The 25,678-nt window shown below is 63.0% G+C and carries 23 protein-coding genes; 15 read left to right on the top strand and 8 right to left on the bottom strand.

Going from position 1 to position 25,678, the window contains the following annotated elements; all coding sequences use genetic code 11:
* Positions 1-168 precede the first annotated feature (168 nt).
* Complete coding sequence (locus tag OKW35_RS16480) at positions 169-510, top strand: hypothetical protein (RefSeq protein WP_244144713.1); 342 nt, start codon at positions 169-171, stop codon at positions 508-510.
* Positions 511-552: 42 nt separating this feature from the next.
* On the opposite strand, the gene OKW35_RS16475 is transcribed toward OKW35_RS16480, so the two are convergent.
* From OKW35_RS16475 to OKW35_RS16465, 3 genes are all read right to left on the bottom strand, one after another.
* Positions 553-1,152, bottom strand: coding sequence for a hemerythrin domain-containing protein (locus tag OKW35_RS16475; RefSeq protein WP_429552587.1), 600 nt, complete (start codon positions 1,150-1,152; stop codon positions 553-555).
* 66 nt (positions 1,153-1,218) lie between these two features.
* Positions 1,219-1,566, bottom strand: a complete 348-nt coding sequence (locus tag OKW35_RS16470) for a hypothetical protein (protein WP_429402156.1) — start codon at positions 1,564-1,566, stop codon at positions 1,219-1,221.
* Positions 1,567-1,630: 64 nt separating this feature from the next.
* Entirely contained in the window at positions 1,631-1,882 is a 252-nt protein-coding gene (locus tag OKW35_RS16465; RefSeq protein WP_090810553.1) for a hypothetical protein, read from the bottom strand.
* A gap of 880 nt (positions 1,883-2,762) precedes the next feature.
* On the opposite strand from OKW35_RS16465, the gene OKW35_RS16460 reads away from it, so the two are divergent.
* Complete coding sequence (locus tag OKW35_RS16460) at positions 2,763-3,470, top strand: globin domain-containing protein (RefSeq protein WP_429552586.1); 708 nt, start codon at positions 2,763-2,765, stop codon at positions 3,468-3,470.
* A gap of 77 nt (positions 3,471-3,547) precedes the next feature.
* Entirely contained in the window at positions 3,548-4,411 is an 864-nt protein-coding gene (locus OKW35_RS16455; protein WP_090811807.1) for an MBL fold metallo-hydrolase, read from the top strand.
* Between the two features lie 199 nt (positions 4,412-4,610).
* Here the strand turns inward: OKW35_RS16455 and OKW35_RS16450 are convergent, their stop codons facing one another.
* Complete coding sequence (locus tag OKW35_RS16450) at positions 4,611-5,126, bottom strand: hypothetical protein (RefSeq protein WP_429552585.1); 516 nt, start codon at positions 5,124-5,126, stop codon at positions 4,611-4,613.
* A 146-nt stretch (positions 5,127-5,272) separates the two neighbouring features.
* A complete protein-coding gene (locus OKW35_RS16445; protein WP_409259280.1) occupies positions 5,273-5,443 on the bottom strand; it encodes a hypothetical protein in 171 nt (56 codons plus the stop codon).
* Between the two features lie 137 nt (positions 5,444-5,580).
* Here OKW35_RS16445 and OKW35_RS16440 point away from each other — a divergent pair, with 137 nt between their 5' ends.
* Positions 5,581-7,872: an FdhF/YdeP family oxidoreductase gene (locus tag OKW35_RS16440; RefSeq protein ID WP_429552584.1), complete on the top strand. Its 2,292-nt coding sequence runs from the start codon at positions 5,581-5,583 to the stop codon at positions 7,870-7,872.
* Between the two features lie 690 nt (positions 7,873-8,562).
* Here OKW35_RS16440 and OKW35_RS16435 read toward each other — a convergent pair.
* Positions 8,563-8,793: a hypothetical protein gene (locus OKW35_RS16435; RefSeq protein WP_429552583.1), complete on the bottom strand. Its 231-nt coding sequence runs from the start codon at positions 8,791-8,793 to the stop codon at positions 8,563-8,565.
* A 927-nt stretch (positions 8,794-9,720) separates the two neighbouring features.
* On the opposite strand from OKW35_RS16435, the gene OKW35_RS16430 reads away from it, so the two are divergent.
* From OKW35_RS16430 to OKW35_RS16420, 3 genes are all read left to right on the top strand, one after another.
* On the top strand, positions 9,721-9,903 hold the full coding sequence (locus OKW35_RS16430; RefSeq protein WP_090811799.1) for a hypothetical protein: 183 nt from the start codon (positions 9,721-9,723) through the stop codon (positions 9,901-9,903).
* A gap of 265 nt (positions 9,904-10,168) precedes the next feature.
* On the top strand, positions 10,169-10,480 hold the full coding sequence (locus OKW35_RS16425; protein WP_429552582.1) for a hypothetical protein: 312 nt from the start codon (positions 10,169-10,171) through the stop codon (positions 10,478-10,480).
* Between the two features lie 117 nt (positions 10,481-10,597).
* Positions 10,598-11,653 (top strand): AI-2E family transporter, encoded by a 1,056-nt coding sequence (locus OKW35_RS16420; RefSeq protein ID WP_429552581.1) that lies wholly within the window; start codon positions 10,598-10,600, stop codon positions 11,651-11,653.
* A gap of 118 nt (positions 11,654-11,771) precedes the next feature.
* On the opposite strand, the gene OKW35_RS16415 is transcribed toward OKW35_RS16420, so the two are convergent.
* Positions 11,772-12,527 carry a TetR/AcrR family transcriptional regulator gene (locus OKW35_RS16415; RefSeq protein ID WP_429552580.1) on the bottom strand — a complete coding sequence of 252 codons (756 nt, stop codon included), beginning with the start codon at positions 12,525-12,527 and terminating at the stop codon, positions 11,772-11,774.
* A gap of 503 nt (positions 12,528-13,030) precedes the next feature.
* Here OKW35_RS16415 and OKW35_RS16410 point away from each other — a divergent pair.
* The 6 genes from OKW35_RS16410 (at position 13,031) to OKW35_RS16385 (ending at position 22,627) form a co-directional block, all read left to right on the top strand.
* Positions 13,031-14,119: an efflux RND transporter periplasmic adaptor subunit gene (locus tag OKW35_RS16410; protein ID WP_429552579.1), complete on the top strand. Its 1,089-nt coding sequence runs from the start codon at positions 13,031-13,033 to the stop codon at positions 14,117-14,119.
* Complete coding sequence (locus OKW35_RS16405; protein ID WP_429552578.1) at positions 14,116-17,289, top strand: efflux RND transporter permease subunit; 3,174 nt, start codon at positions 14,116-14,118, stop codon at positions 17,287-17,289. The genes OKW35_RS16410 and OKW35_RS16405 overlap by 4 nt, the downstream gene beginning before the upstream one ends.
* Positions 17,290-17,291: 2 nt before the next feature.
* Complete coding sequence (locus tag OKW35_RS16400) at positions 17,292-18,755, top strand: efflux transporter outer membrane subunit (protein WP_429552798.1); 1,464 nt, start codon at positions 17,292-17,294, stop codon at positions 18,753-18,755.
* A gap of 182 nt (positions 18,756-18,937) precedes the next feature.
* Entirely contained in the window at positions 18,938-20,278 is a 1,341-nt protein-coding gene (locus OKW35_RS16395; protein WP_429552577.1) for a paraquat-inducible protein A, read from the top strand.
* Between the two features lie 67 nt (positions 20,279-20,345).
* A complete protein-coding gene (locus OKW35_RS16390; RefSeq protein WP_184059137.1) occupies positions 20,346-21,941 on the top strand; it encodes an intermembrane transport protein PqiB in 1,596 nt (531 codons plus the stop codon).
* Positions 21,938-22,627: a PqiC family protein gene (locus tag OKW35_RS16385; protein ID WP_429552576.1), complete on the top strand. Its 690-nt coding sequence runs from the start codon at positions 21,938-21,940 to the stop codon at positions 22,625-22,627. Before OKW35_RS16390 ends, OKW35_RS16385 begins: the two co-directional genes overlap by 4 nt.
* Positions 22,628-22,902: 275 nt before the next feature.
* Here OKW35_RS16385 and OKW35_RS16380 read toward each other — a convergent pair whose 3' ends face one another.
* A complete protein-coding gene (locus OKW35_RS16380) occupies positions 22,903-23,646 on the bottom strand; it encodes a TetR/AcrR family transcriptional regulator (RefSeq protein ID WP_184059133.1) in 744 nt (247 codons plus the stop codon).
* Between the two features lie 142 nt (positions 23,647-23,788).
* On the opposite strand from OKW35_RS16380, the gene OKW35_RS16375 reads away from it, so the two are divergent.
* Both OKW35_RS16375 and OKW35_RS16370 read left to right on the top strand, forming a co-directional pair.
* On the top strand, positions 23,789-24,529 hold the full coding sequence (locus OKW35_RS16375; RefSeq protein ID WP_429402172.1) for an FAD-dependent monooxygenase: 741 nt from the start codon (positions 23,789-23,791) through the stop codon (positions 24,527-24,529).
* Positions 24,530-24,586: 57 nt separating this feature from the next.
* Positions 24,587-25,657: a VOC family protein gene (locus OKW35_RS16370; protein WP_429552575.1), complete on the top strand. Its 1,071-nt coding sequence runs from the start codon at positions 24,587-24,589 to the stop codon at positions 25,655-25,657.
* The last annotated feature ends 21 nt before the right edge of the window (positions 25,658-25,678 follow it).

Genomic DNA, 25,678 nt, shown 5'->3' with positions numbered 1-25,678 from the left:
ATGCGGTATAGCGCTTGCTCGGCCCAGACATGAATCGATCAAGGGAGCCGTGATGAACGACAAACCGAAACAGCCCGATGCCGGCGGCAATCTGCCGGGCACGTTGTAGCAGAACCAGGCCCTGAACGAAGGGCCAAAACGAAGGGCCAAAACGAAGGACCTCCTGCCATGCGTACACTCGGACAGAGCCGGTCGACGAAGCGGATCGACAGCGAGCCGGACATGCGCCTGCAGAAGATAGAGATTGCCGACTTCCTCGTAAGCTGGACCGTCATCCGGGATTCGGAAGGCGCCTTCCAGTGGGTCGTGGTCGTGACGGAGCGTGGCGGCGAGCATCACACGATCTTCGAGCGACGCGGGACGTGCGGCCACGTGTCATGGGACGACGCGCTCGACATCGCGGCCGAAACCGCGCGCCGCGTTGCGGCCGGGCTCGTCGAGCCGGGTGAACCGGCGAAGACGAAACAGCGGCGCGGGCGCACGCCGGGTGCATCGCGCCCTAATCGTTGATGCGCGATCGCGGGCGGCGCCCCGTGGTGTCAGTAGTGTGTGCTAGTTCCATTGACGCCGCGTCTGTGCCGCGCGACGCGACCTCGGCAGCCAATGCCGCAACGCGAGCAATACAGTCGATCCCAGCAGCAGCGTGGCGATCGGAAACGTGCCCGCGGCATTCACCGCAATGTCCATCGGGCGCTCTCCGAGCAACTGCATCCGGCGGCGCGTCATCGCGGCGCCGAGCGACTGCAGTTCGTTCTTCAGCACGCGCTCGGCGTCGGGCAGCAGGATGGTTTCCTCGTCGGCGACATGATGAGCGACTTCGCGGATCAGTTGATAAAAGAGCCCGTCGTAGGCGGCGTTTTCGGGGCCCATCCCGCGCAGCTTCGCGATCGTTGCGCGCATCTCGTCGTGCTCGGGACGGCTTTTTCTCAGTGTCTCGTCATTGCCGAGCGCGCGGTCGAGCGCCGGGTAGAAAATTTCCTCCTCGAGCTGCGCGTGGATATCGAGCGCGTCGCACACGCCGTTGACGATCGCGCGTTTGCGCCACCACGGCGTGGACGCGTGGTATCGGTGCGAAGCGGCGAGCACGTGCATATGGTCGAGGCGGATCATCGACGTAATCGACGGCGACAGCGATGAGGCGTCATTGGACATGGCGTTTCTCCAGGGAAAGGGTGCCGGCGGATACCGCATGCGCCATTCCCGCTGCCCAGCAATCGATCAACGCGGTGCCGGCTGCCGCGAGCGGAGTGCGTTGCTGCTCGTGAGGGCGCTCAACGCGGAGTCCGCGGCATCCGCCGCACGGGCGAACAGGTCGTCGACGATTCGCCGCGCCGCGCTATATCCGCCCATCAACGCATCGGCCTCGGTGTCGAACGGCCGGCTGCCTCCAATGTCGACGCGCAGCGGCGAGAACGTTGCGACCGCAGCGCCCGCCTGATAGATGTGAACCACCGCCGCGTAGCGTGTGCGTACCGCCGCGCGCCCGGCGGGGCGCAACGTGAAATCCGCCTCGACGGTCACCTCGATCGTGAACCCGTGGTATTCGTAGGTCCGCCTCATCATCATGTCCTTCGTCGCGTGAGTGTGTGATCGTGCCGGTGCGCGATGATCATGCGCGACGGGCGCGGCGTTAATTGCCGCCCTGCGCGCTCGAGCGGCGCTGGCTCCGTGCTTCGAGCGTAGCGAGCCGCGCTTGCGGCTGCAGCGCCGGCGGCAGTTCGGCGTTGGCCTCGATGCGCGCGCGCCAGTAAGCCAGCGTCGCAATTCCCGTGCCCTGCCAGTCGACGCGGTCGGATTGAACGAGTTGTTCGAGGCGCTGGACAATCGCGCTGATATGCGTCAATTTCCTTGTGACGTCGTTGTGATTACGCGCGGCTTTCACAGGTTCTCTCCCCGTTTTGTTATCTCCAGCTTACTCGTCGTTCACAGTAAGTCATACCGGCTTGATGACATGTCGAAAACGCCGGATTCAGCATGCTCGCATTTGCAAAAAAAAAAGTACATCGCAGTGAGTTGTCGGAGACAGCCGCATTGTGGACAGCCCCGTCCACTCTCGCGCCGCAGTTTGCGGGACCCACATTCGACGAACCGACGCGCCGGATTGCTTCTACGCTCGACTGTTGGTGTGACGTCGTGATGACAGCATGTGCAAATGAAGTTCGCGCCGTCGTCGGTTAGTCGGTCAAGTTCTGATCTGGATCAAAATAGCAAAAGGCGGTGTGGTGATCGCGTCAGCGCTCGGGTACCCTCGTTGGAAATCCCTTTGTGCGTGGCACGATGAACGTGGTGACTATCGCGAGGGAGGGCGAAATGCCTGATGTCGGACAAGGCTCGTGCGCTACCGATGCACGCAAGCGCGGCGCATCCGCGCGTTGCGATGGTGATCGCAACGCGACTCACGCAGCGAAGAATCGGCGCGCGGCAGCGCTGCGCGGGACGCTCGTGATGACATTTGCCGTCGCCATGATGGGTGGGTGCGCGACGTCGGCCGAGCGCACCAATGTGCAGCCTTCGGGTCAACAGACGTGCAATGTGGCCGGCAAATTCTGCAACACGTTTTTCGGACCTTGACGGAAACGCTCCCAGCGCGTGTGGGCGCGCACGGCACGTTTCCTGACCGGCCCGCGTTCGTCTGCAATCGGACGACCGATGTTGGACGTGTCGCGGCGCGCGCGTTTGCTCGGGCGTGTCCATGGCTTTCAGCTTGTGGACAGCGAGCATCGGTTGGAGGAGCATGGTCGCCTGGATACGCTTGAAGGGGTATGCGCGCTCGGACAATTCCACCCCACCATTTACGCGCACGAGCGAGGCAACCAGTCGTCCTATTGCAGGAGGAAAGAAATGCTGACGCAGAAAACCAAGGACATCGTCAAGGCCACGGCCCCGGTTCTGGCCGCGCACGGCTATACGATCATTCAACGTTTCTGCAGACGGCTCTTCGAGGCGCCAACAAGCACGCGAGCCTCGACGTGAAGGCGGAGCACTATCCGATCGTCGGCGAACATTTGCCTGGCGCGATCAAGGACGTGCTCGGTGACGCCGCGACCGACGACATCATCTCCGCGTGGGCGCAGACATACGGCAACCTCGCGGACGTGCTGACGGGCATGGAAGCCGAATTGCGCGAAACGCGCGCATCGCAGCCAGGCGGCTGGACCGGATGGCGCACGTTCGTCGTCAAGGAGAAGCGGCCCGAGAGCAGCGTCATCACGTCGTTCATTCTCGAACCGAAGGACGAACAGCCGGTCGCGAACTTCGAGCCGGGCCAGTACATCGGCATTGCCGTCGATGTGCCCGCGCTCGGCCTGCAGCAGATCCGGCAATACAGCTTGTCCGACGTGCCGAACGGCCATAGCTATCGAATTTCGGTCAAGCGCGAGAGCGGCGAGGCCGGGCGGCCGCCGGGCTATGTGTCGTCGCTGTTGCACGATCACGTCGAGGTGTTCGGACCGGATCTGTTCGCTGAATGACGCATACGGTCGTGCCGCGCGACGGCTGCCCCGGAAGCGACAAGCAGGAATGCAGTCACCGTGACCGGGAGTGCGGCATGAAAGTGCACCATCTGAACTGCATTTCGACTTGCCCGCTGTGCGGCAAGCTGTTCAACGGCCACCCCGATTCGTTGATCCGCCGCGGGCATCTGACCTGCCATTGTCTGCTCGTCGAAAGTCCGGCGGGGCTCGTGCTCGTCGATACCGGTTTCGGTTTGCGCGATGTCGCCGATCCCTATTCGCGCCTCGGCAAATTCTTCCTGAGGCTGCTGAAGCCTGAGTTCCGAAATGAAATGACGGCGATCAGGCAGATCGAGCGGCTCGGTTTCGACCCGGCCGACGTGCGCCACATCGTGATGACGCACCTCGATTCCGACCATGCGGGCGGGCTCGACGACTTTCCGCACGCGACGGTGCACATGCTCGCGAGCGAGCGCCAATACGCGGCGCAGCAGAAGACGTGGCTGGACCGGCAGCGCTTCAGGCCGCAGCAGTGGTCGTATCAGAACATGTGGCGCGTGCATTCGCCGCAGTACACCGAGCGTTGGGAGGGCTTCGCCAAGGTCCATCCGATCGAAGAACTCGCGAGCGAGATCGCGCTCGTGCCGTTGCGAGGCCATACCTATGGTCACGCGGGCGTCGCGGTACACGGCGATGGCGGCTGGTTGCTGCTCGCGGGCGACGCCTATTTCGACAGCGGCGAGCTCGACCCGGTGCGCCCGCATTGCGCACCCGGTTTGCGCTTCTATCAGTGGATGCTCGAAAAGGATCGCGCGGCGCGACTGTACAACCAGCGCCGCCTGCGTGATCTGGCGAAGCGGGCGAGCCCCGCGTTGACGATTTTTTGCAGCCACGACGTCGACGAATTCGAGCGGCTCGCGGGACGTTCGGTGGCGGTGCCGGCGGAGCAGATGGCGTGATGCTCGCAGGCTTGCGCGCGCGCCCGGTGCTTCGCGGATCGCTCACGTCTTGCGCCTCGCCCAGGCACCGTGCGCGGCGGGGCGCGTTTCCTATACTGCCTTTGTCCTCCGTTTGGATTCCAGGGGACATCGTTCTCAAATGCGCTTGCGGCGACCATGCCGGTTGAAGGCTGGTGGCTCTTTTTTGCGCGAGCGCATTTCATCGATCCGGCCGCCGCAGCAGCGCGGCCGCGAGCAGGCCCGCGCCGAGCGCCACGTAGACGTTCCCGAGCGAGCGGCACGACAGGTGCGCCTCGAATCCAGGGGTAAGCCTGTTGGGCACCACCTTGTAGTCGACCACATACGCGCTCGCCACGGTCGTGGCCGCGGCCACCGCGGTCGCGCCGGGCCGTCGCGACGGGTCGGGGCCGACCATCCGGTCAACCAGTTGCTCGAACATCATTGCCCAGAAGATCGCGGCTGCCTGATGGATCGCGAAGCCGGTCACCGTATGCCGGATGCTGAAGCCGCGTTCACGCAGCGCGCGTTGCGGCCACAGGCAGTGGGTGACGGCATTGATCGGCGCGAGCGGGCTGCCCGATGCGTCCGTGGATGCCGCCGCGGCTGTTGCCGCCGACATGCAGCCGGCCAACAGCCCCGATGGGACGGCTCGGCGTAGCGTCGCACGGGTGGCCTGATACCACGGAGAACCGATTTTGTACTCGAGCGTTTTCATGGCAGGGCTCCGGTTCGGGCGCGCAAACGCACGCCCCATGATCGCGGACAGCGGTACGCGCGAGGAGCAGCTTGGCGCGTTCCGCGCGGACGATGCGCAGGAATGCCGGCCGAAAATCGTGGCCCTACTGCGATACGTAGTGCGCTTCATCGACGACGACGAGTTCGATGCGTTGCCGGGAACGCGCCCGCAATGACGCTGCGGATGATGTCCCGTTGGCCGGGGCGCAGCCGGCTGATCCCGAACACTTCGCGCAACGTCCTGCGCATCGCGTTCAGACGGTCGGACGTGTCGCGCGGGATGGAGGTGTCGGTCATGAAGTTGGCGGTTGGCTTGCGGCACGGCGAGTCAGCCTGCGACGCAGCAAACATCGTACCGCGACGCGGCGCCGCAGGCGGGAACGCGATGTGCTAATACGTCATGACGTGACATTTATGGCCAAACGGGTGGACTCATGAACAAGGAAGACAAAAGCGACGCGTATCCCTACGCGTCGGGCGGATGGGGGTCGGTCAAGGCGGTGGCGACAATCCTGCTGCAGGAAAAAGCACCGCTGAAGGATAGCCAGGTTCTGATGCATCAGAATAAGCCCGACGGTTTCATGTGTGTCAGCTGCTCGTGGGCGAAGCCGGCCGATCCGCATACGTTCGAGTTTTGCGAAAGCGGTGCGAAAGCGACCGCGTGGGATCTGACGGCCAAACGTGTAACGCCCGATTTCTTCGAGGTCCACACGGTCAGCGAGCTCGCCAAATGGCACGACCACGATCTCGAGGAAGCGGGGCGGTTGACCGAGCCGCTGCGCTACGACCCGGCTACCGACCGCTACGTGCCGGTGCCGTGGCAGCAAGCATTCGATGCGATCGGCGCCGAGCTGCGCACGCTGGACCCGGCCAGCGTGGTGTTCTACACGTCGGGCCGCGCTTCGCTGGAAACCTCGTACATGCTGCAGCTTTTCGCGCGCATGTACGGCACCAACAATCTGCCCGACAGCTCGAACATGTGCCACGAAAGCACCAGCGTCGGCCTCAAGGAAGCGATTGGCGTGGGCGTCGGTACAGTCTCGCTCGACGACTTCGAGAAGACCGACCTGATGTTTTTCTTCGGCCAGAACGTCGGCACCAATAGCCCGCGCATGCTGCATCAGTTGCAGGACGCGCGCAAACGCGGCGTGCCGATCATCACGTTCAATCCGCTACGCGAGCCGGGGCTGCTGCATTTCGCAAACCCGCAGTCAGCGTTGGAGATGCTCACACCCAGCGATACGCAGATCAGCACGCAATACCACCAGGTGAAGACGGGTGGCGATACCGCCGCGATCCTCGGCATCTGCAAGCTCGTCATCGAAGCGGACGATCGCGCGGTGAGCACGGGCGATGCGCGCGTCGTCGACGTCGATTTCATCCGCGAGCATACGAACGGCTACGAGCAATTCGCTCAGTACGCGCGCGACGCGAACTGGGACGACATCGAGCGAGTGAGCGGATTGCCGCGCGACGCGCTCCAGGCAGCCGCCGACGAGTACATGAAGGCAAACGCGGTGATCATCCATTACGGCATGGGTCTCACGCAGCATCGGATGGGCGTGCAGAACGTGCGCATGCTGTGCAATCTGCTGCTGCTGCGCGGCAATATCGGCAAGCCGGGCGCGGGGCCGTCGCCGGTGCGCGGGCATTCGAACGTGCAGGGGCAGCGCACGGTCGGCATTACCGAAAAGCCGGAGCTCGCGCCGCTCGATCAATTGGCCAGACAGTTTTCGTTCGAGCCGCCGCGCGAGAAAGGCATGAACATCGTCGAGGCCTTCGAGGCGATGCTCGACGGCAAGGTCAACGCGATGATCAACCTCGGCGGCAACCTCGTGCGCTCGGTGCCCGACCGGGTGCGCACCGAACCGGCGTGGGCCGCGCTCGGGTTGACCGTCAACGTGGCGACCAAGCTCAATCGCAGCCACCTGGTGCACGGCCAGCGCTCGTATCTGCTGCCGTGTCTGAGCCGCATCGAGATCGACCGGCAGGCGGGCGGCGCGCAGGCGGTGTCGATGGAAGACAGCACGGCGCACTTTCATGGCTCGCGTGGCATGGCCGAACCGGCCGCGCCGACGATCCGCTCGGAGCCGTTCATCGTCGCGGGCATGGCGAAGGCGACGCTCGGCGAGCGTTCGAGCGTCGACTGGGATGCATGGCGCGACGACTATTCGCGCGTGCGTCTGGAGATGTCGAAGACATGGCCCGAGATGTTCGGTGATTTCGAGGCGCGTATGTGGACACCCGGCGGCGTGATCCGGCCGCTGCCGGCGCGGGAGCGCAAGTGGAAGACCAAAAGCGGCAAGGCCGAATTCATGGTGCCGACTTCGATCGGCGAAGATCCGGACATGCCCGCGCGTGAGCCCGATTCGCTGCGGTTGATGACCTTGCGCAGCGACAGCCAGTTCAACACGACCATCTATGGCCTCGACGACCGCTTCAGAGGCATCAAGGGTTCGCGCATGGTGATTCTGATGAATCGGGCCGACATGGAGAAGCGCGGACTCGCGCACGGCGACCGCATCTGCCTCGAGACGATCGCGGACGACGGCGTCGAGCGGCACGTCGACGGACTGACCGTCGTGCCGTTCGACGTGCCGCAGGGATGCATCGGCGGCTATTACCCGGAATGCAATCCGCTGCTGCCGCTATGGCACTACGCGAAAGAGAGCAAGGTGCCGGGCGCGAAGTCGATTCCGGTGCGCGTACTGGCGGCCACGCGGTGATCAGTGCTTCGTGGATACAAAGAGGCCGGCATCGTTACCTGCGCCGGCCACTGAATTACACCCGGGCAGCGCGTGAAGGGCATGATAAGCGCGTGCCCGTCTCCATCATAGTCGGGCCAGGGGCCCTTAACGGGCGCGCAGGGTGTTGGTAATGCATGAGTTGCGTACGGAGCCGAACCAGCAAGCTGGCAAAGGACGAGAGCCTAAAGTTTCGCACCGGCTGTGGCGCGCGCAGCGCTATCCGTGATGTCCGTTACCCGGCATTGAAGGACAGCGCACGACGCCACATAGTGTTCGGATACTGCGACGTCCCCTACGGATTTCGGGGACAGCGTTTCTCCAGAAGCGCTCATGGCATTCCATCGCTGCCTCCGGGCTGTGGTTCGATTTGCCGGCAACCCGGCATCGTCCGTTTCATCGCGTCGGCAGCCCTCGCACGCGACACGCAGTCCATGCGTGATGTCCGCGACCTGTGCGCGCGCCTCATCGAATTGCTGAGGAAGGGTTGAGAGCAGTCTATTGCTCAACCAACCAGGGTCTCGCGGCCAGCGATTTGCCGACGTCATGAACGAATCGCCGGCAAACGCCGTCGTGCATCACATGCGCCTACGGCGATGAACAGAATCCGGGTAGCCGCGACAATCGCCGGTCTCCCAGGTATGGCTGCGCGGGTTGCGCAGCCATACGGGGTTATTTCGAAAGCTGGGTCGGGACTTGCGTCGACACTTGTGTCGGAAGTTGCGGAATCTGTGGAAGCTGTGGAGGTTGCGGAAGCTGCGGTCCACCCTGTGAAAGCTGGTTCGTGGACGGTTGCCCGGCGGACGCTGGCTGCTGCGACGGCAATTGCTGCGGCAGATTGCTTTGCGCAAGCACGGATGTGCTGGTAAGGAAGGCGAACAGTACAAGGAAGGTCTTTTTCATTTCAATTCTCTACAGTTGGTTGTCTTGGTTTTGACGCGAATAGCAGCCGCGAGCCGTATCAACGCGCGGCCAAGGTTGCCTTGTAACGCCAGGACGCTGTCGCGGTACTGAAGTCGACGGGGCTACCCGACGCTACGTTGTCTGACGGGAGGAAAGCCGACGAACTAGTCACCCCGCCGTAGTTGTTGAACGCTTGCCGCTGGGCTTCCACGCGGGCTAACACCGCCTGAAAGTCCATTGCATGTTGTGTAGTGGCGCCCGTGTGGTCATGGTAGCCGACCGTTTGACGCTGAACCGGTTGCACAGCCGCTTGCTCATAGGTTTGGGGACCGCTGCTGCTAGCGAATGCGGCGGTCGAGAAGGACAAGATCGACGCGACAACAGGGACGGGGATGAAGGTCTTCGACTTTGGCATGATCAGACTCAATATCGAGCGTCGGATTCAGGAGACGCGGCGTTTGGGGAACAACGGTCTGGCGAGGCATGAGTGCTGTTTGCCAGTTCGTTGGTGCCAGTCTAGTCATTTACGGTCGGCTTACAAGCATCTACGGGGCAACGGATAGTTGCCGTCGCTGCAAGCTTGTAGCCGATTGCGCTGAAGCAGTGTGTGCTTCTTTAGTGTGTCCGGAGGCAAGGGCGGTGCGGACTGTCTGAATGACACGCAGCAATTCGCTTCGACGGTATCCGCTGGTCGTTGCACAAACGAGATCAGCCGTCGAGCATGCGCGTTTCCATCGCCGTTCGTCGACAAGACGCTACGTGGGTATCGGAATACGTCCGCTTGCTGTTCTTATGTCAGCGATTCGCGATTCACGCAAACCGTGTATTGAAGATCTCGCAACTCATAATTGCGCGCGTCGAATGGCGGCGCGCTTTGCTTATACTGCGTCCACACGAAACAGGCTTCGTTTTTACGCAGGAATACTTATGGCACACCAACTTACGCTCCACGCCGGTTCATCGAACACGGACGTCATTCACGACATCGTTCAGCACGCGTTGCGCAGCGCTGCTACGGCCTCCACCACGAATGGAGCTATCGATGTGCTGGGTCAGGCGCTACTCGAGGTCGAGCGCCTCGCCGCGCACCCGAGCGTCCTGACGCACTGAGCCCGCTGCGCGTCTGCGAACTGGCCGGGAGTCGGACCGGCAGCGCAGCGTACGGCGTACCGCCGATGGCGGATGCAGCGCGGCTCGATTTTTAGGATCAATATTGACTGATCGCGCGAATGTGATAATATTATCACATAGTGGCCCGTCCCCGAAGTTGCTGTAGGCGAGTCGCCGCAATGCCAGCGCACGCTGAATCAACCGTGGAGATGTCACCCATGACTGCTCAACCAGACCTGAACGATTCGCTGCATCGGCGGCAGGAATGACGCGCCGATCGCGCTTCTTTTTCGCCTTGCTGTGCTCGTTCCCGCTTGTTGCGACGGTCTGCGGTTGTTCCACGACCGTGATGCCCACGCCGCGCGTCATCGCGATTGTCGTTCCCGCGATGCCAGCACCGGCAATGATGTCGCCGCCCGATCCGATGGCGCGTCCATTGTGGATCGAAGTCACCGGGCAACCCGGCGGCCAATCGCAGACAGGCACCAGCAAACCGGCGACGCCGCAAGACCCGTCGCGCCAGCACGGTGACGACAGGCGTACCCACAGCGCGGCTAGCGGCGCGACGCCGATCTGACGGATGCGCCGCGCGGCGACCCGGCATCGCCGGCTCCTGCGGTTAAGACAAACACTTCCGCCGATGCTTCGGCTCAACGACGAAAGCCACTCGATCACTCGCCCAGTGGGGGCGCTTATGACTGTATACCATCGTCAATCTCTGTTTTGGGGCGCCGTTGCGTTAGCGGCCGGCGTGTTGCTATGGAACCTGCGTGCCGTTCTCACGCCGTTTCTGCTCGGTGCGCTCGTCGCATACATTTTGCAGCCGGGCGTGGAGTGGCTGGTACGCCATCGCGTTCCGCGCGGCCTTGCGGCGCTGGTGATGATGTCTTTGTTTGCTCTGTCCGTCGCACTCGTCATGCTGCTCATGTGCGTAGTTGTCCAGAAGGAAGGGCCGGAACTCATCAGGCAAATTCCAGTTATCGTCGCAAAACTCGATGGATGGCTGAAGCCGCGTCTGGCTTTTCTGGGACTGGATTATTCGCTCGATGTGACGAATATCCGCGAGGTGCTGGCGGCCCGTCTCAAAGCGGACGGGCAGGGCGCGATGCTTGCCGTATGGCAGTACCTGCGCACCAGCAGCAACGTGATGATCAATGTCGTGAGCAATGCGGTGCTGCTGCCACTCGTCCTGTTCTATCTGCTCTATGACAGGCACGAGGCGTTCGCGCGCATGGCGAGCTTCGTGCCGCGGCGCTGGCTCGGCAAGACACGGGAATTCGTCGGAGAGATCGATTGCATGATGTCGCAGTACCTTCGCGGGCAACTGCTGGTGATTGCAGTGCTCGCGGTGTTCTACCCGGCTGTGCTGACGATTGCAGGGTTGGATCTGGCGGTGCCCGTCGGCCTGTTTAGCGCGCTTGCCGTATTCGTTCCCTACATCGGCTTTGCGACCGGCCTCGCGTTCGCGCTCCTCGCGGCGCTGCTGCAATTCGGTGACTGGTATGGCCTGGCCGTGGTGGTCGCGGTGTATGGCGTCGGCCAGATTCTTGAAAGCTTTGTGCTGACGCCGAGACTGGTTGGCGAGCGCATCGGCCTTCATCCGCTCGCGGTCATCTTTGCGTTGCTGGCGTTTGGGCGGCTGTTCGGATTCTTCGGCGTGCTGCTCGCGTTGCCGGTCAGCGCCATCCTCGCATCGGCATTGCGGGAACTGCGCCACCGCTATCTCGCGAGTGCGCTTTACCAGGGCTGACCGGCATCGCGATCGCCCGATTCGATGTCCGGGCACCTGCCCCGCCTACCCACCAACCCGACACCGCACCGGGCGGCCGCACCTGCGATGGCGCGGAAACGCCGCGCTAGTTGCACTGTCACGGCAAGGTCGGAGCATCGGGAACGGTGGGCAGTGGACGTCGCGCGATCCGCTCGGCCTCTACACGTGTGAGACCGAACGCCTGCAACACAATGGCGGCGGTTCGCTGGGCAAACTTCTCCTCCTTCGTGCGAAGCACCTTTCGCGCACGAACGGTCCGCTTCGACGAGATGGCCAGTTGCAGTTCGGCGGCAATTCCCGCGAGCACCGTGCCAATCACGGTGATAACGGACATGAACCGGTCCGCGATCACAAAACGCCTTTCTGAAATGCCCTTCTCGCTATCGCGCAGCAGGCGCAGGCCGAGACCCCTGCTGAGCAGGCGCGGCGACAAACCTTCGCGAATGAGAAGTTGCCCCCAAACTGGCTCGCGGTAGGCCCGCAGGAGCGTGTGACGGACTGAGACGGCGATCACTTCCGCTGGATCGGACAACCCCGCGGCGAGGCGATCGAGCGTATCCGCAAATTCCTCGAACAGCCATTCGATGAGCGCCGTGAAGATGCCTTCCTTGGATTCGAAGTGGTTATAGAAGGAGCCGAACCCGACGTCGGCTGCCTCGGTGATTTCGTTAATCGTGACGGAGCTCAAACCCTTGGCCGCGACCAGTTTCAGCGCAGCGTCGAGCAGGCGCGCGCGCGTCTCGCGTTTGCGACGGGCACCGCGCGGATAGCTTCGATTGATCGGGTCGCGGGACGCACTTGGCGCCTTGAGAGAGCGTCCGCGGCTCGCGCGCGGTTTGGGGGCTTGTGGCATGTCGGCTCCGTAGTCGTGGTTATTCGATGTCTGGATTCTAGATTTTTATGTCATAGTTGACAATATGCTCAGTATTGGGTCTAATCTCATCCGAGCCGCCGACAACCGGACGTACGAAGGACCCAACGATGCCGACGGAGCGAAAAAATTCCGTTAGCGGTCGATCCCAAGTCCTCGGCCGGAACTGACAGACCAGCAGATCACCGGGCGGTACGCATGAACGGGCGCTGCCCCACGTACTGGTTGCGTGGAGGCACATCGAGATGGCAAGTACCGACATGCACGTCGATAAGTAGCACTAACGTATCAACGAAGCTTGTTTTATGCGTCCGCGCTGATAGCGAACCGTGCTTGCTGGCACTCGGGTTTGCACGGCATCGGGAAACTTTCTTACCTGGGTTATCACCCGTCTTGTGAACATCGTGAAACATTCCGGCCCTATCGCGCAGGCGCCTGCGCGTCGCTTCTTACCTTCCCTCGTCCAATCTCCGCAGTGCGCACGCATGGTGCTTGCGGCTTGCTGCGCGGTCATGCTCGCGGCATGCCACCAGCGCGAAGCCGCCGCTCCAGAGCCGAAGCCCGTGGTCGCCCTGGCCGTCCACGCTGACGGGCGCACGGCAAGTGCGTCGCTGCCGGCTCAGGTGCAGGCGCGCTACTCCACGGCGCTTTCGTTCAGAGTGGGCGGCAAGATCATCGAACGGCGCGTTCGCCTCGGCGACGCCGTCAAGGCGGGACAGGTTGTTGCGCTGCTCGACCCGACCGATCTGCGCAGTAACCTGGCCAACGCGCGAGCGCAGCTCGATGCCGCCGAACACCGGTTCGTCTACGCGAAGCAGCAGCTCGATCGCGATCAGGCGCAGGCGCAGGCAAACCTGATTGCACCGGCGCAGCTCGAACAGACACAGGACGCGTACGCATCCGCTGTTGCGCAGCGCGACTCGGCGCTCGCCCAGATGGCGCTCGCCTCGGACAATCTGCGCTATGCGACGCTGACTGCGGATCACGACGGCGTGATTACCTCGGAGGACGCCGACACGGGCCAGAACGTTCAGGCAACCCAATCCATCTATCACCTCGACTGGACAGGCGACGTAGACATCGTCTGCGACGCGCCCGAGCGCACGCTGAGCTCGCTGACAGTCGGCAGCATGGCGCGCGTAACGCTGCCGGCGCTACCCGGCAAGACCTTCGAGGCCCGCGTGCGCGAGGTGTCGCCTAGTGCTGATCCGCAAAGCCGCACCTGGCGCGTCAAGCTCACCCTGAACGCGCCCAGCCCTGCAGTGCGCCTCGGCATGACGGCCACCGTTGCGTTCGACGTCGTCGGTGACGCGTCGGGCGCACAGCCGTTCACTGTGCCGGTGACGGCGCTCTTTCATCAGGGCGAGCACCCCGCTGTCTGGGTGGTGCGTACCGGCACCGACACACTCGAGCTGCGTCCTGTGACGGTGCAGCGATACGACGAGCGCACGGTCTCCATCGCATCGGGCCTCCGCGACGGCGACCGCGTCGTGGTGCAGGGCGTACACGCCGTTAGCACGGGCCAGCACGTGCAGGTGGTGGCGCCCCTGCATCGGGAGGATTTCCCGTCATGAACTCCCGTGACCAAGAACCCGTGCGCGAGAGCGCGCCTGTCCCGTCTTCCGGGGCAGAGAAATCTGGCGAGGGCAGCTTCAATCTTTCCGCCTGGGCGCTGCGTCACCAGCAGCTCGTGATCTTTCTGATCGGGCTCGCCACGCTGTTCGGCGTGATCGGCTATACGAAACTCGCGCAGTCGGAGGACCCGCCGTTCACCTTCCGCACGATGGTGATCAAGACCTATTGGCCTGGTGCGACTGCGCGCGAGGTGCAGGAACAGATCACGGACCGGATCGGCCGCCAGCTACAGGCCGCGCCGAACATCGACAACATCAAGAGCTACTCGCGGCCTGGCGAGTCGATGATCTTCTTCGCCATGAAGGACTCCGCGCCCGTCAAGGAAGTGCCGGAAACCTGGTATCAGGTGCGCAAGAAGGTCGGCGACATTGCCGCGACGCTGCCGAAGGGAACCGTCGGCCCGTTTTTCAACGACGAATTCGGTGACGTCTACACCAACATCTATGCGCTTGAAGGCGACGGCTTTTCGCCGGCGCAACTGCACGACTACGCTGACAAGCTGCGCACAGTCCTGTTGCGCATACCCGGTGTGGCGAAGGTCGATTATTTTGGCGACCCCGATCAGCACATCTTCGTCGAGATATCGAATGCGCAGCTCACGCGGCTTTCGATCACGCCGCAACAGCTCGCGCAGGCCATCGACGCGCAGAACACCGTGGCGCCCGTCGGCACCATCACGACCGCGGACGACCGCGTGTTCGTGCGGCCGAGCGGCGCGCTCAAGGATGTGCAGGCGCTCTCCGACATGCTGATCACCATCAACAAGCGCACGTTCCGGCTGGGCGACATTGCGAAGATCACACGCGGTTATGACGACCCGCCGGCGACCCAGATGCGCGTCGGCGGCCAGGCGGTGCTCGGCATCGGCGTGACGATGCAAAAGGGCGGCGACGTGATCGACCTCGGCAAGGCGCTCGACGCAAAAGCCGCCGAACTGCAGGCCACGCTGCCGGCGGGTCTGAAACTCGCGCCGGTGTCGAGCATGCCGCACGCGGTGAAGCACTCGGTGGATGAGTTCGTGAAATCGGTTGGCGAAGCGGTGGCGATCGTGCTGGTCGTGAGCCTCGTCTCGCTCGGTCTGCGCACCGGCATGGTCGTCGTGATCACGATTCCGATCGTGCTGGCGGCAACCGCGCTGTGCATGCACATCTTCAATATCGGCCTGGACAAGGTCTCGCTCGGCACACTCGTGCTCGCGCTGGGGCTGCTCGTCGACGACGCGATCATTGCCGTGGAAATGATGGCGGTGAAGCTGGAGCAAGGCTGGAGCCGGGCGCGCTCGGCAGCGTTCGCGTATACCAGCACGGCATTCCCGATGCTCACAGGCACGCTCGTCACCGTATGCGGCTTCCTGCCGATTGCGCTCGCCAAATCGAGCACGGGCGAATACACGCGTTCGATCTTCGAAGTGTCGGCCATCGCGCTGATCGTTTCGTGGTTCGCGGCCGTCGTGCTGGTGCCGTTGCTGGGTTATCACCTGCTGCCGGAACGCAAGCCTCAACCCGGCGGTGCACACCATGATCCGCATGAAATCGGCAACACCGGCTTCTACCGGCACCTGTCGGGATGGGTTGCGTGGTGCGTCGAGCGTCGCTGGGTCGTGCTCGGCGTCACCGTCGTGCTCTTCGCGATTTCCATGCTGGCCTTCACGCGCGTGCCGCAGCAGTTCTTCCCGAACTCGGAACGGCCGGAACTGCTGGTCGATCTGCGATTGCCGGAAGGCGCCTCGTTCGAGGCGACGCTGCGTGAAGCGAAGCGCCTGGAAAAGGTGCTCGACGGCAAAGCCGGGATCGACCACTTCGTCGACTTCGTCGGCACCGGCGCGCCGCGTTTTTACCTGACGCTCGACCAGCAGCTTCAACAACCGAATTTCGCGCAGTTCGTGATTACCGCAAAAAGCGTGGAAAACCGCGAGGAACTGATGCGTTGGCTCGACGGCAAGCTCGAGAAGGATTTCTCCGGCGTGCGAGCGCGCGTCTCCCGGCTCGAGAATGGTCCGCCGGTCGGCTTCCCGATCAAGTTCCGCGTGAGCGGCGACGATATCGCGACCGTCCGATCGATTGCGCAGACGGTGTCGGACAAGGTCCGCGCCGATCCCCGCACGCGCAACGTCCAGTTCGACTGGGACGAGCCGGCGGAGCGCTCGATCTCGTTCGAGATCGATCAGAACCGCGCGCGCCAGCTTGGTGTCACGTCGGAAGACGTGTCGAACTTCCTCGCGATGACGCTATCGGGCTACACGGTGACGCAGTACCGCGAGCGCGACAAGCTGATCAACGTCGATCTGCGTGCGCCAAAGAGCGAACGTGTCAATCCGGCGCAGCTGACCAGTCTCGCGATTCCGACGCCCAACGGCCCGGTGCCGCTCGGTTCGCTCGGACACGTGCGCAATACGCTCGAGTACGGCGTCATCTGGCAACGTGACCGCCAGCCGACTATCACGGTGCAGGCGGACGTGCGCGGCGACGCGCAGGGCATCGACGTGACCCACGACATCGAACGTGCGCTCGCGGCGGAAACCGCCAGGCTGCCGGTCGGCTATCGCATTCAGGTGGGCGGCGCGGTCGAAGAAAGCGTGAAGGGCCAGACGTCGATCAATGCCGAAATGCCGTTGATGATCATCGCCGTGCTGTTGTTGCTGATGATCCAGCTCAAGAACTTCGCGCGGACCTTCATCGTCGTGCTGACGGCGCCGCTCGGCCTGATTGGCGTCGTGGCCGCGCTGCTGCTGTTCGGCAAGCCCTTCGGCTTCGTCGCGCTGCTGGGCGTGATTGCCATGTTCGGCATCATCATGCGCAACTCCGTGATTCTGGTCGACCAGATCGATCAGGATATCGCGGCAGGGCAACCGCGCTTCGACGCGATTATCGGCGCAACGATAAGGCGTTTCAGGCCGATCATGCTGACCGCCGCCGCCGCCGTCCTCGCGCTGATTCCGCTGCTGCGCTCGGGCTTCTTCGGTCCGATGGCGACCGCACTGATGGGCGGTATCACGATTGCGACGGTACTGACCGTGTTCTTCCTGCCCGCGCTGTACGCGGCGTGCTTCAGGGTCCGGCACGACGAGCGCGGAACGCAACCGGTCGTCGCCGAGCAGATGGAGGTTTGATGATGAGCTTCGCCTACAAGACATCCGTGACGGCCGTGGCTGTGGCCATCGCACTGACGGCCTGCACTTTCGGCCCGAACGGCGCGCCCCCGGCGATGCCTTCGCCTGCGCACTACGGTGCCGAGGCACAGCCGGCGAAGACCGTCGCAGCGGGCGGCGTGGCGCAGCAGTTCGATATCGGCGCAGTGGGCGTTCCGCAATGGTGGCAGCTTTACCGGTCGGACGCGCTGAGTGCACTGGTCGAGGAAGGCTTGCGCAACAGCCCCACGCTCGGGGCTGCACAGCGGACGCTCGCAGCCGCGCAGCAGGAGCTGCGCGCCCAGGTCGGCGCATCGACGCTGCCTTCAATCGATGCTGCCGCACAAGTCGATCGCGGGCGTTCACCGCTTGTGCCCGGCATTGGCCCCAGCGAGGTTCGCTATAACTTTTTTGCCGGACAGGTTCTCGCGTCCTACACCTTTGACCTGTTCGGTGCGACGCGTTCGGCGAATGCGGCCAGCGCCGCTCGCGTAGACGTACAGGCGTATCAACTGGAGGCGGCGCGGCGCGCGCTGGCGGCAAACATCGTCGGTACGACGATCAGCGTGGCGGCACTCGATCGCCAGATCGCCCTCACCGAACGGCTCGTCGCCGTGGCCAGGACGGTCGCGAACGAGGACCAGCAGCGGTACGCACTCGGGTCAGTTTCCCGTGCGCAGGCGCTCGCATCGACGCAGGATGCGGCTTCGGCTGCGGCGAGTCTTCCTGCATTACGCCAGCAGCGTGCCACAGCCATCCATGCGCTCGCGGTGCTGATGGGCCGCACGCCGGACAACGCCCCGGCCGTTCCCGATCTCGACAGCCTGACGTTGCCCGAACACGTGCCCGTCGTGGTGCCGTCGGACCTGCTGCGTTCGCGCCCCGACGTTCAGGCAGCCGACGCCGCCGTGAAGGCCGCTGCCGCCGATGTCGGCGCTGCGACCGCGCAGCTCTTTCCGAGCCTGTCGCTGACGGCCTCGATGGGCCGCGGCGGCTTTAGCTGGCCGGCGGTGCTCTCAGGAGCGGGCGGACTCTGGGCCATTGGTGCGAGCCTGTCGCAGCCGATCTTCCATGGCGGCGCGCTGTTCGCGCACCGCAAGGCGTCGATCGATGCTTACGATGCGGCGGTGCTGAACTACAAGTCCACCGTTCTGTCGGCGTTCCAGAATGTCGCGGATTCGCTTGCCGCGCTGGATAACGACGCACAGACACTCGCGTCGACTGAAGCAGCGGCACAGGCAGCGCAGGCGGGATTCGACGATACCGCGTCGCGCCGCCGCATGGGTTCGCTGCCGTCAACGGCGGAGCATGCCAGCGAGCAGCGCTTTCTCAACGCACGGATCGGCGCCGTGCGTGCGGCAAGCCAGCGCATGAACGATACCGTCGCACTGTTCCAGGCGATGGGCGAACTGCCGCCGGGCCAGCCGCAAACAGCGTCGTCGCAATGATCGCGTGTCGGTGAAGACGGGAAGAGCGACCTGCCGATCAGGCCGCTCTTCCTCGACTGTACCGGCGGGTATCGGAGCAGTCGTTTGCTATCCGAAATAAGAATGCGCCCACGCACGGGAAGGTCAAGCCGGACTTCACGTGCATCGAACGCGCCAGAACTTCAGGTTGTCCAGTTCCCTGTATGGAATATAAGAAACTGATCGCCTGTCACGAGTGCGATCTGCTGTTTCGCAAGCCTCTGCTGCGGGGCGGGCAGACTGCGAGCTGCTCGCGCTGCCGTGCGGGCCTGGAAGGAACGCAGGGAGCGAGCGTGCCGCTCGACCGGATTGGTGCGCTCACCGTTGCAGCTTTGATCACATTCTGTATTGCGCAGGCTTTCCCGGTCATACAACTGCAGACCAACGGTATGACGTCGGAGGCGACGCTATTCGGCGCGGTGCGCTCGTTGTGGACGGGGCACATGCGCATCGTCGCAACGATGGTCTTTTGCTCGGCGATCCTGTTTCCGCTGATCGAACTCCTCGCCCTTCTCTATGTGCTCGTTCCGCTGCGCCTTGGCAAGGTAGTACCTCATTTCAATCGAATGCTTCGCGTCGTGCAGCTCATCCGTCCATGGGGCATGATCGAAGTGTTCATGCTCGGCGTGGTCATCACGATCGTGAAAATGGTCAGCATGGCGCAGGTGATCCCTGGGCCAGGACTGTTTGCATTCGGTGCACTCACGTTGATGTTGGCGTTTCTCGCCACTTTCGACCCGCGCGTGCTCTGGTCGACGCGGGACGAAATAAAGTTTCGACAACCCGCTGAGATCCGCTGGACCAGAGTGAAGCGCAGGTGCGCCCCGCGAGCCGCGACGTTCTTCGGCCTGAAGCCCGCGCCGGCGGCGCATATGACGGCGCGCAGCGCCGGGCTCATAGCCTGTCATACCTGTGGACTGGTGCAGAAGCACATCGCGGCGTCGTCAGAGCAGCGCTGCTCGCGGTGCGAATCGGTGCTGCACACGCGCCATCCCGATAGCGTGACGCGCACGTCGAGTCTGGTTCTTGCCGCCGCGCTCGCCTACATACCCGCGAATCTGTTGCCGATCATGCACGCGTCATCCCTCGGCCACTCGGAGGACGACACGATCCTCGGCGGCGTGGCGTACTTCTGGACTTCAGGCGACTGGCCACTCGCCGTCGTCGTGTTCGTAGCCAGCGTCGTGGTGCCGATGCTCAAACTCGCCATTCTCACGCTGCAGATCGTAGCGGCCCGTCGCAGTCCGGACTGGCAGCCGCTCGAACGCGCGAGGCTGCATCGGCTCGTCGAGTGCGTGGGCCGGTGGTCGATGCTCGATGTCTTCGTTGTCGCTCTGACGGTCGCGCTGGTGCATTTCGGTTCGTTTGCGGTTGTCACTGCCGGTCCGGGCGCGCTGGCTTTCGGCGCGGTGGTGATTCTCACCATGCTCGCGTCGCATCAATTCGATCCGCGGCTGATCTGGGACAACGTCCGCTGCGGGCCAGCGCGTGGTTCACGGCGATGAACGAATACCGTGCTAGCGGCGTCCGCACTCCTAAATAACCTCATATTTGCGAACTACTCTCCGAGCGATGCATCTTCCCACGCCACCCAGACCTGACATCAAGCCGCGAAAACGCTGGATTCCCTCCCTCATCTGGTTAGTGCCGCTCATCTGTGCGCTGATCGGTGTGGCGCTGGTAGTCAAATCCGTCACCGACAAGGGACCGACAGTGACGGTCACGTTCAGCAACGCTGAGGGCATGGAGGCGGGCAAAACGAAGGTCAAATACAAGGACGTGGAGATCGGTTCGGTACAGGCGGTCGCGCTGTCAAAGGACCTGCAGCACGTCATCGTCACGATTGAGCTGACCAAACAGGCAGAAAAATTCGCAAGCCGCGGCACGCGCTTCTGGGTGGTTCGCCCGCGCGTGGGCGCTAACGGAATCTCGGGTCTCGGTACGCTGCTCTCCGGCGCGTATATCGGTGTCGACGTCGGGCAGTCTTCGGAAAGGCAAACCGCATTTGTCGGCCTCGAAAGTCCGCCGATCGTCACGTCCGGGCAGCCGGGGCATCAATATACGTTGAGGGGCGACTCCCTGGGCTCCGTCGATATCGGCGCGCCGATCTTCTACCGTCGCATCCAGGTGGGCCAGGTGGTCGGCTTCTCGCTCGATCCGACCGGCGCGGGCGTGGTTGTCAATGTTTTCGTCAATGCCCCGTTTGACCGGTATGTCGGCACCAATACACGGTGGTGGCACGCAAGCGGTGTTGACCTCCGTCTCGATTCGAATGGATTGAAGCTCAATACACAATCTCTGGCGACGGTGGTCGTCGGAGGCCTGGCGTTCCAGTCGCCGCCGGGTCAGGACGCCGGACAACCGGCCGCTGACAAGGCGGCGTTCCGACTCGCATCGGACGAGTCGGACGCGATGCGCGAGCCCGACGGCGCGCCGCTCAATGTCGTGATGCGGTTCAACCAGTCGCTGCGCGGCCTGTCTGTCGGCGCTCCCGTCGACCTTCGAGGCATCGCGCTGGGGCAGGTGACGGACATCGGTATCGAATATAACGAAAAGGAGAAGAGTTTCAGCATGAAGGTATCGATGGCGCTGTATCCCGACCGGCTCAGCCGGCGCTCCAACGAAGCGCTACCGGCTCCGAACTCGCAGGGTGGTCATGAGTTGCTGGAAAACCTCGTCATGGAGGGAATGCGCGGTCAGTTGCGAACCGGCAACCTGCTGACAGGCCAGCTATTCGTGGCGCTCGACATGTTTCCGAAAGCGCCTCGGGCGAGCGTCGATGTTCATCGCAATCCTATTGAACTGCCGACTGTGCCTAACACCCTCGACGAACTTCAGGTGCAGATTGCCGATATTGCGAGGAAGCTGAATCAGGTGCCGTTCGACAAGATCGGAGCCAACCTTAACGGCGCACTTGAAAACGCCAACAAGCTGTTCGGGCACATGGACACAGAGATCGTTCCGCAAGCCCGCGACACACTGGCGGCCGCGCAGAAAACCTTCAGTACCGCCGAAACGACGCTCCGGCAGACCGCGCCCCTGCAGTCGGACATCCAGGATGCGATGCAGGAAATGACACGCACCCTGCAATCCCTCAATGCGCTCGCCGATTATCTGGAACGTCATCCCCAGGCGCTCCTGTTCGGCAAGAAAGGAGACCAACGGTGAAACTGATCCAATCCCGCGCGCGGCGCGCGATCGCCCGTATTGCGACCGTCATGGGTCTGGCCGCGCTGAGCGCCTGTGCTTCCCCGCCGGCCCGCTTCTATACCCTCGGCACTGACAGCGAACCGACGCATGCAAACGTTACGGTCAGTCCGGCCTTCCGGATCGACATGCGCACAGTGAAGGTGCCGGTTTCAGTCGCAAGGAGCCAGTTCGTCGTACAGGTCGATGCGGCGCGCGTCAGGATTCTGGAAGACGAGCGCTGGGCATCGCCGCTTGCAGACGAGATCCGCAATGCGCTGCTCGCGGCCGCGACTCGACAGGCGGGCGGCCCCGGCACGTACCAGCCTGGTCACGCCGAGGACGCTCGCACGTATCAGGTCTCCGTCGACGTGCAGCGTTTTGAATCGTGGCCGGGCTCACACGCGCTGCTGGACGTCACCTGGAGTGTACGCAAGTCGAACGACTCACGAACATTGACCTGCCGCAGCATAGTCAGCCAGCCCGTATCGGCCGGCTACGATGCACTCGTCAACGGCCATCGAATCGCAGTGAGAAGGATAGGCACTCAAATTGGCGAAGTCGTCCGGGAATTTTCGGCGGCGCCGTTCGAGTCCGCCGTTGCACCGGCGCGCATCCCTGCGAGTACGAGAAGTTCGGCGTTGTTATGCCCGGCTCTAGCAGGTTGAACCGATACTGGAATTGGTGCATCACGCACCGGGAGGGAAATGGAACGAAACCGCCACCGCAACTATGTGGGAACATTCAAGATCGTCGGGACCGATGCTTGCAACTGCAGCGGGAACGACGATTCCTGCTCGCGCAAGGAGCGCGAGCTGATTGCTAGCGTCGAGGCTTTAGCAGGTGATTGAGTTTCATCGCTAGCGGCCCGACCGGGCTTCTCCGCCGGGCCGCACCCGGCTGACTTCAGGCCGATCAGACCGATGGCGCCGGACCTCTTGATTCAATCGGCGTCGACAGTCTCCTCCACGACCGGCAGCGGACGCGCTGCAATCTTCTCCGCCTCCGCGCGCTTGAGTCCGAGTGTCTGCAGCAGCATTGCTGCAGTACGCTCAGGGAAGTGCTCCCCGCTAAAGCCAAGCTCCTTGAGTACGCTTGCCGCGGGCGCGCCCGGTGCGACGAAGTTCAGCTCGGCGGCGATTGCACAGAGGACCGTACCGGCTACCGCAAGAAATCCGATGAACGGGTCGGCGACCACAAAGCGCTTCGCGGCAATGCCATTCACAATGTCGCGCAGCAGCCGCTGGCCCAGTCCGCGGCTCATCGCATGCGTCGGAATAAACCCTTCACGTACCAGGAAACGTCCCCACACGGGGTCTTGCTGCGCACGCAGGACCGTATGACGCACGGAGACAGCGATCACCTCGGCCGGGTCGGAAAGGCCAGCGGCGAGGCGATCCATCATGTTAGCGAAATCCTCAAACACCTCGTCGACAAGCGTCGCGTAAATCGCCTCCTTCGATTCAAAGTGGTTGTAGAACGAGCCAAAGCCGACATCAGCGGCTTCGGTGATTTCATTGATCGCCACGCCCTCCATGCCTTTTTCGGCCATCAGCCTGAGGGCGGCGTCGAGCAGACGGGCACGCGTCTCGCGCTTGCGACGCGCACCGCGCGGCTCGCGTTGTTCGGGAATGGCAACCGGGGCGATTGGGGCCGCACGGGTAGGACGCTTTGTAGTGTTCGGCATGATGGATCCAAGCTTGGTTATGCCCAAGTATAGATCGTAATGTCTAGGTTGACAAAACGCTCACGAATGATTTTAATGTCATTAAAGGCGACCCGAAGGCCGGCCTTACATACAAGTACAACAGACAACATCTGGAGTGACTGTGGAGACAGCAGCAAAGGACGGCGCCGCGCCGTCGAGCCGGCATGAACAGGTTCGTCCGCCGATTGGCGCATTACCGTCGGTGGTTGACGTCTTACTGGTGGGTTGCGGACCCGTCGGTGCAACGATTGTCAATCTACTGGCGCGCTACGGCGTGCATGTATTGATTGTCGACAAGTCAACCGAGGTTTCCATCGCGCGCCAGGCAATCGAGCTGGATAACGACGCGCTGCGCATCCTTCAGCTTGCGGGCATTCGGGAGCACCGTGCGCAGCCCGAGGAATCGCAGATCCAGCCGAAAAAAACAACTAGAAGAGGTGTGTTTGTCAAAGGCCGCTCGCCGACGAAGCTTGTGCGCGGCGCAGTCATTGGACAGGGGCGGGTACGTGGTTCGGATGGCAAGGCGCGTCCGAGCGACGAGGTGTTCGGGCAGGGCCTGGCGCTGATTGGATTTGGCACAGATGCCCGAGCCTCGCTCGATTTTTCTGAGGCAGCAGCTTTCGCGCGTGCCGGCGGAAGTACTGTGCAGATCGCACACCGTGGAGAGCGGCCGCATCTCGCTCGGCATGACAGCTGGGAGGACCTCGACGGTGTGTTCCTTCCGCGTCTCGTACCGGTTGGTTGGGCCGCCGTGGTGCGGCCCGACAAGACCGTCGTTCACGATGGCCCGGCGACCGATGCATCGCGGCTCGTGCGCGAGAGTCTTTCCTTGCTCGGTCAGCACTGCTGGGTCATGCAGTGATCGCGAAGCCGCATGCCGTCTCGAAACCCCATTCACACCGTGTGATTTCTTATCGCCATGAACCTGACCACTGTACAACCAGCCCGTCACCCCGATCCTACGACGAAAGCGTCGGCATTGGCCTATCTGATATTCGACCGGCCAGATCTCGAGAAAGCCGAGCAATTTCTCAGTGACTTCGGGCTCCGAACGGTATCGCGCGGTGAAGCGCTCCTGCTGCTGCGGGGAACGGGTGCTTCACACTTCTGCTATCTCGTCCGGAAGGCCTCGAAATCCCGGTTCGTTGGTTTTGGGCTACAGGTCGACAACAGGGCCGAGCTTGATGCACTTGCAAAACTGCCGGGCGCCTCGGACGTCGAACGCTCGCCCCTGCCCGGCGGCGGCTATACGGTACGGCTGACCGATCCTTCAGGCTTTCGCGTCGACGCGATATGGGGCCAGCAGCCAGCTTCGACGTTGTTTCATCGGCCACCCTTGCCGTTCAACTCCGTGGATGCGACGGTCCGGATCAACGGCACGCAGCGACCGCCCGAAGGCGCGCCGGAAATTATCCGGCTCGGACACGTCGTGCTCGAACTCGTTGACTATCAGGAAACCTGCGCGTGGTATACGCGGCATTTCGGCTTCATCCCCAGCGATGTGCAGGTGCTTCCCGATGGTTCGCCCGCCGTCGCGTTCATGCGGCTCGATCTCGGCGACAAGCCAGCCGATCACCATACGCTCGCGCTTGCACAAGGCTTCGTGCCCACCTACAGCCATAGCGCGTACGAACTCGTTGACGCCGACGCGGTTGGCATGGGCCAACGCATTCTGCGCGACGAAGGTTGGACGCACGCGTGGGGGATCGGCCGGCATAAGCTGGGCAGCCAGATCTTCGATTACTGGCAAGACCCATGGGGCGACAAGCACGAGCACTATTGCGACGGCGACCTCTTTACGGCGGACGCGCCGACGGGTGTCCATGCGGTGAGCCGCGAGGCGATGGCCCAATGGGGACCGACGATGCCACGCAGCTTCACGAAGCCCAGGTTCACACCCGCGAGCGTCGTGGCACTTTTCAGAAACCTGCGCCGCAGCCCCGACCTGACGTTGAGCAAGCTGCGCACGTTGGCGAAGCTTTTCGCCTGAACCACCCCCACTTTCACAGAA

Origin of the sequence: Paraburkholderia sp. MM5477-R1 (assembly GCF_050436385.1) — a bacterium.
In the GTDB taxonomy this organism is placed as follows: Bacteria; Pseudomonadota; Gammaproteobacteria; order Burkholderiales; family Burkholderiaceae; genus Paraburkholderia; species Paraburkholderia tuberum.
This window is presented reverse-complemented; position numbering and strand designations above follow the sequence as displayed.